The 4879-nt window shown below is 35.0% G+C and carries 6 protein-coding genes; 5 read left to right on the top strand and 1 reads right to left on the bottom strand.

Features of this window, described 5'->3' with window-relative positions; translation table 11 throughout:
• The first annotated feature begins 267 nt into the window (after positions 1–267).
• Positions 268–768, top strand: coding sequence for a very short patch repair endonuclease (locus AC1DPQ_RS17660; RefSeq protein ID WP_477582801.1), 501 nt, complete (start codon positions 268–270; stop codon positions 766–768).
• 5 nt (positions 769–773) lie between these two features.
• Here the strand turns inward: AC1DPQ_RS17660 and AC1DPQ_RS17655 are convergent, their stop codons facing one another.
• Positions 774–1124, bottom strand: a complete 351-nt coding sequence (locus AC1DPQ_RS17655; protein WP_029274644.1) for a hypothetical protein — start codon at positions 1122–1124, stop codon at positions 774–776.
• A 197-nt stretch (positions 1125–1321) separates the two neighbouring features.
• Here AC1DPQ_RS17655 and AC1DPQ_RS17650 point away from each other — a divergent pair, with 197 nt between their 5' ends.
• The 4 genes from AC1DPQ_RS17650 to AC1DPQ_RS17635 form a co-directional block, all read left to right on the top strand.
• Entirely contained in the window at positions 1322–2539 is a 1218-nt protein-coding gene (locus AC1DPQ_RS17650; protein WP_477610394.1) for a sterol desaturase family protein, read from the top strand.
• Complete coding sequence (locus tag AC1DPQ_RS17645) at positions 2529–3221, top strand: lysoplasmalogenase (protein WP_477585708.1); 693 nt, start codon at positions 2529–2531, stop codon at positions 3219–3221. Before AC1DPQ_RS17650 ends, AC1DPQ_RS17645 begins: the two co-directional genes overlap by 11 nt.
• 487 nt (positions 3222–3708) lie before the next feature.
• Positions 3709–4317, top strand: coding sequence for a Pvc16 family protein (locus AC1DPQ_RS17640; RefSeq protein ID WP_477610393.1), 609 nt, complete (start codon positions 3709–3711; stop codon positions 4315–4317).
• Positions 4314–4879, top strand: a 566-nt coding sequence (locus AC1DPQ_RS17635) for a hypothetical protein (protein WP_477610392.1), incomplete at its 3' end; no start/stop codon positions are given. The genes AC1DPQ_RS17640 and AC1DPQ_RS17635, both read left to right, overlap by 4 nt.

Below are 4879 nucleotides of genomic sequence, written 5' to 3'. Positions count from 1 at the left end.
GTATAATCCGCTATGATATGTTGAAATGATTTTCAATCTTCGAATCAGATAATAAGGATATCTATGCTTACGAGGTTGGCAGGATTAATTTCCTGCCGACTGAAGGAGCACACCCTTCGACAATTTACTCATAAATTATACGTTTTGTATTAACGCTCCAGCCGAAGCGCCCTCCTTTAAATGAGGAGGTGCTTAGGTTGATCAATATCGCCCCTTTCTATCGCCAATTTTTTAAACAATTTATACCTATTATTGGTTTTCTTTGGTATGGAGCCTAAGCCATATAAAGATGAGGATATTAAAGTCCCCCGCTTTGAAGAAAGTGCCGGTTTTTACACCACTGCACAGCGGAGTAAAAATATGTCTAAAATTAGGGCGAAAAATAGCCTGTCCGAGTTAAAACTACGCAAGGCACTTTGGAGCAAACATGTTAGGTTCAGAATCCACCCTAAAAATTTTCCTGGCAAACCCGATCTGGTTATCAATAAGTACAGGCTCGCCATATTTGTAGATGGCGATTTTTGGCATGGTTACAAATGGGATGAAAAGAAATCAGCTTTAAAAACAAATTCTGGTTTTTGGATTCCGAAGATTGAACGAAATATGCAACGCGACAAACATGTTAACCAACAGCTGCATGCTCAAGGTTATACCGTAATGCGCTTTTGGGAACACGAGGTACAAGAAAGTTTAACAGCTTGTGTTAATCAGGTTTTACTTTATATCGAGGCGGCTAAAGCGGCAATAATACCGCAGTTTGATGATTAGGCTGTTTATTTTACGGTAATCTGCTTCGGATCGGTAACTAAAATCTGTTTTTTGCCCTTGTAATCAGATATAATTCCGGTAACACAGATTTTATTTCCCATAAACATACTCGAAGGTTCCGAAGGGAATTTACTCTGATCTTCTTTGTTGATGACTACGGTGATCAGCTCTTTTGGATAGGCACCACCTAAATTAATTAAAATTAATTTGTCTAAAGCTTTTGCGCTATACACCGAATCGCAAATGGTTACATTTTTACCAATATGTTGAGCGGCATCTTTGGCTAATACTAACGTTTGGCTCTTTGTATAAAATGCCGAAGCAATTAGCAACAACAGGAGAGATAATTTTTTCATAGATGGGATGATTTAAATGAAAAGTTAATAACGCCAAAAGCATTAGTTTAGCCTTTCAAAGGTAAGCTGAATTTCATGAAAATCAATAAATAAGATCAAACAAGCACAAATATTACATGAATTAGATTTTATGTTGAGCTAAAAATTTTCTAAATTGTAAAGTAAATATTGCTGGCCAAATATTTCTTCACGTTTATATGAAAGTAGATTACATTGCGTTATCTGTACCTGTGTTTTTTATTCTGATCGGAATAGAATTGGCTTATAATTTTTATAAAAAACTAAATTATTATCGGCTTAATGATAGTATTGCCAATTTAAGTCAGGGTATTGGGCAGCAGCTCACCGGGATATTTATGAAAACCGCATTGTTTTTTGGTTACAAGTATATTTTTGAGCACTGGCATTTATTTGAATTACCTAAAACAATATGGGTTTGGATACTGCTATTTATTGGTGTCGATTTTTTCTATTATTGGTTTCATCGGATGAGCCACGAAGTAAATGCTTTATGGGCAGCACATATTGTACATCACCAATCAGAAGAATATAATTTAACCGTGGCTTTGCGGCAAAGCTGGTTTCAGGGGTGGTTTAGCTGGGTATTTTATCTTCCATTGGCATTTGTTGGTTTTGATCCGATTATGTTTTTAACATTAAGTTCTTTCAATACTTTGTATCAGTTCTGGATTCATACCAGAGCCATTAAAAGCATGGGCTTTTTAGAACATATATTAAATACACCTTCACATCATCGGGTACACCACGGCTCTAACCCAAAATATATTGATAAAAACCACGCAGGTACATTGATTATCTGGGACCGCTTTTTTGGTACTTTTCAGAAAGAAGAAGAAGAGGTTTATTATGGTATTACCAAACCTTTGGCCAGCTGGAATCCTGTTTGGGCTAATCTTCATTATTGGGATGACCTGGTTAAAACAGCAAAGAAATCACCTAAATTCAGTGATAAAATTAAAGTTTTTCTTAAACCACCTGGCTGGTTTCCAGCACACTTGGGCGGATTTCAACATGCGCCGGAAATAAATGTAGAAACCTATAAAAAATATAATCCAGCATATCAATCAGGGTTAACGGGTTACGTTCTGATCCAATTTTTAGTTGCTTTAACTGCAGGTTCTGCAATGTTGTTTTCTTATCATAAAATGGAAACCATTGCTTTAGTGTCAGGAGCTATTTTTACCATATTCACATTAATTACCTGTGGTGCATTATTAGAACAAAAGGCATGGCAAATTAAGTTTGAGTATTTTAGGCTGCCGTTTGGTGTTTTGCTGGTTTTATTTTTGAAATTTCCGGTCGGATATCAAGTAATTTTTGTGGCTATCCAGTTAATATCCGTAATTTGGTTTTTTAATTTGCAAAAGGCAAATCCCAATCCTGATGAAGACTAAGCTATTTTCATTTATATTTTTCCTTGTATTTGTAATTCAGCTATATGCCGAATATGCCAATAATATTGGACTCCGAAATTTCTCTAAGCCATTAATCGTGGTGGTACTTTTAGCATGGCTTTATCTGAGCACAAACTTGAAAGGGCGTTTCCATAAGAGAATTTTCATCGGATTAATTTTTGCTTGGGCTGGTGATATTTTGCTGATGTTTCAAAGCGGTAAACCAAGTTTTTTTATCTTTGGGTTAATCGCCTTTGTAGCCTGCCATATTTTTTACATCAGGGCATTTACACTCGATCATAGATCGAATCCTAACCACAAAACGCCTTATTTTTTGTGGGCTGTAGGCGCATTTGCTATTTTTTGTTCAGGCTTGTTTTTCTACCTGCAGCCAAAACTAGGAGCAATGCAGTTCCCCGTTTTAATGTATGCCATTATTATCACGGTTATGGCTATTATGGCCGTTAACCGGTATGGGAAAGTGAATATTTTCAGCTTTAAACTCATTTTGTATGGTGCGCTGTTTTTCTTATTGTCAGACAGTGTGCTGGCCGTAAATAAATTCGCTCAGCCCATCCCACAAAGTGGGGCATTAATTATGGCAACCTACATGATTGCGCAGTATTTAATTGTTTATGGTACCATAACGCGCGAATTAGTGGTAAAACGCACCGAGATTTAAATCAAACAAATACTGAATTTTTTGTTTTCGATTGTCTATTGACACACGTACTCGAGTGCAGTTGAAATTATATTATTTTCTAAAATAGCTCAACAAATAATTTCGTAATTGAACTGGGTTAAAAAAACTTAAAATATCAAACCAGTATCATTAATAATACGCGTTTAAAGGTGCTTTGTGTGCTTTTTTAGCCCATTTAGGTAATCTGGGCGGTTGTTTTTAGAAAAATAAAATCTTTTTCGGTCTGAAAAAAGATTTATTCCCCTGAGTTGTTTTTAACAACTTGATTTTTAATGTGTTAACAACTATTTCTTTAGGTCATTAATTTTCGTGAAAAGTATGGTGTTTACTTTCCAATGACAGTTTTTTAGTTACTATTTAGTGTTAATAACTTTTTTTAAAATTGTTAATAACTATAGCGCTTTTCCTATTTAAGTTTATATTAACCGTTTGATTATCAAACAGATTCTGCTCCAAATATTTATCTATGATTAACACGGCACTTGATTTTATTTCGAAAGAAATTAATGGATATCTAAACAATATTGCCAATACATTAAACGATGATTTTATTGTGGTAAGCAGTGTCGTTTCTGAGGGGAAACTGGCCATACCCGAAAAAACAATGGGTATTACTTTAATGAACATTGAAGAGGATAGGGCAATAAAAGATCAACGGGTTACGGTAAGGAATATGCTTGGCGAAATAGAAACCCGCAATCCTGATATCTATCTGAATCTGTACGTACTTATTTCTGCAAATTTTAACCAGGCGGGTACCGAATCGCCAACTTTAGATTACCTGGAGGGCTTAAAAAAACTATCGCAGGTAATTTCATTTTTTCAGGGCAAAAACGTGTTTACACAGGCCAATTCTCCTTTGTTAAGCGCTATTGATAGTAATATTGAACGCTTAAGTGCGGAGCTTTTTAGCTTCAATTTTGAACAGATGAACCATTTTTGGAGTATTATCGGTCACAGCTATCTGCCCTCTGTTTTATATAAAATCAGGATGATTACCGTACAGGAAAACGTTCAGTTGGTGCCAGATGGATTAGTAGAAAATATCTTATTAAACACAAGAACCAAGTTATGACAGCCTACCGTAAATTATTTTCAGTTAATGTGCATCACAATTACTATGAGGATAATTTGTGTAATGATTTGAGTTTTATAGCAACAACAGCATCAAGAAAAACAATCATTAACCAACGCTGGCTATTTAAAATATTTGATACCGGTTTTAATCTCATAACTGAAATTGGAGCAGATTTAAAACCCAAAATAGAAATTTTAGATACCACCTTGCAATTTGGTATTCACCTCAATAATGCAGCAAAATTTTTAGCCATTACACAACTAAATGAAACGGCCCCAAACAAGGATTTTTTAAGCAATAAAAAGATTTATTTTTCGAACAACGGTTTAAACAGCAACCTCGAATACCAGATTATTGATGGAATTGTGGGCGATTTAATGAATTTAGATTTTACCCTTCCTCCTGTAAATACAGAAGTTACCCTGAGGCTAAATTCATCAGCAGAAAATAATCTGGTTATTGCTTTTGATACGGATGGCTTGCCCATTAATGGTCCTTATAAAATTAAAGTCAATAGCAGTAAAGTTTTTGAAAAACTGCTCGATATGAGCAAATTACC

This window comes from Pedobacter sp. 01T416_2, from assembly GCF_056398925.1.
This window is presented reverse-complemented; position numbering and strand designations above follow the sequence as displayed.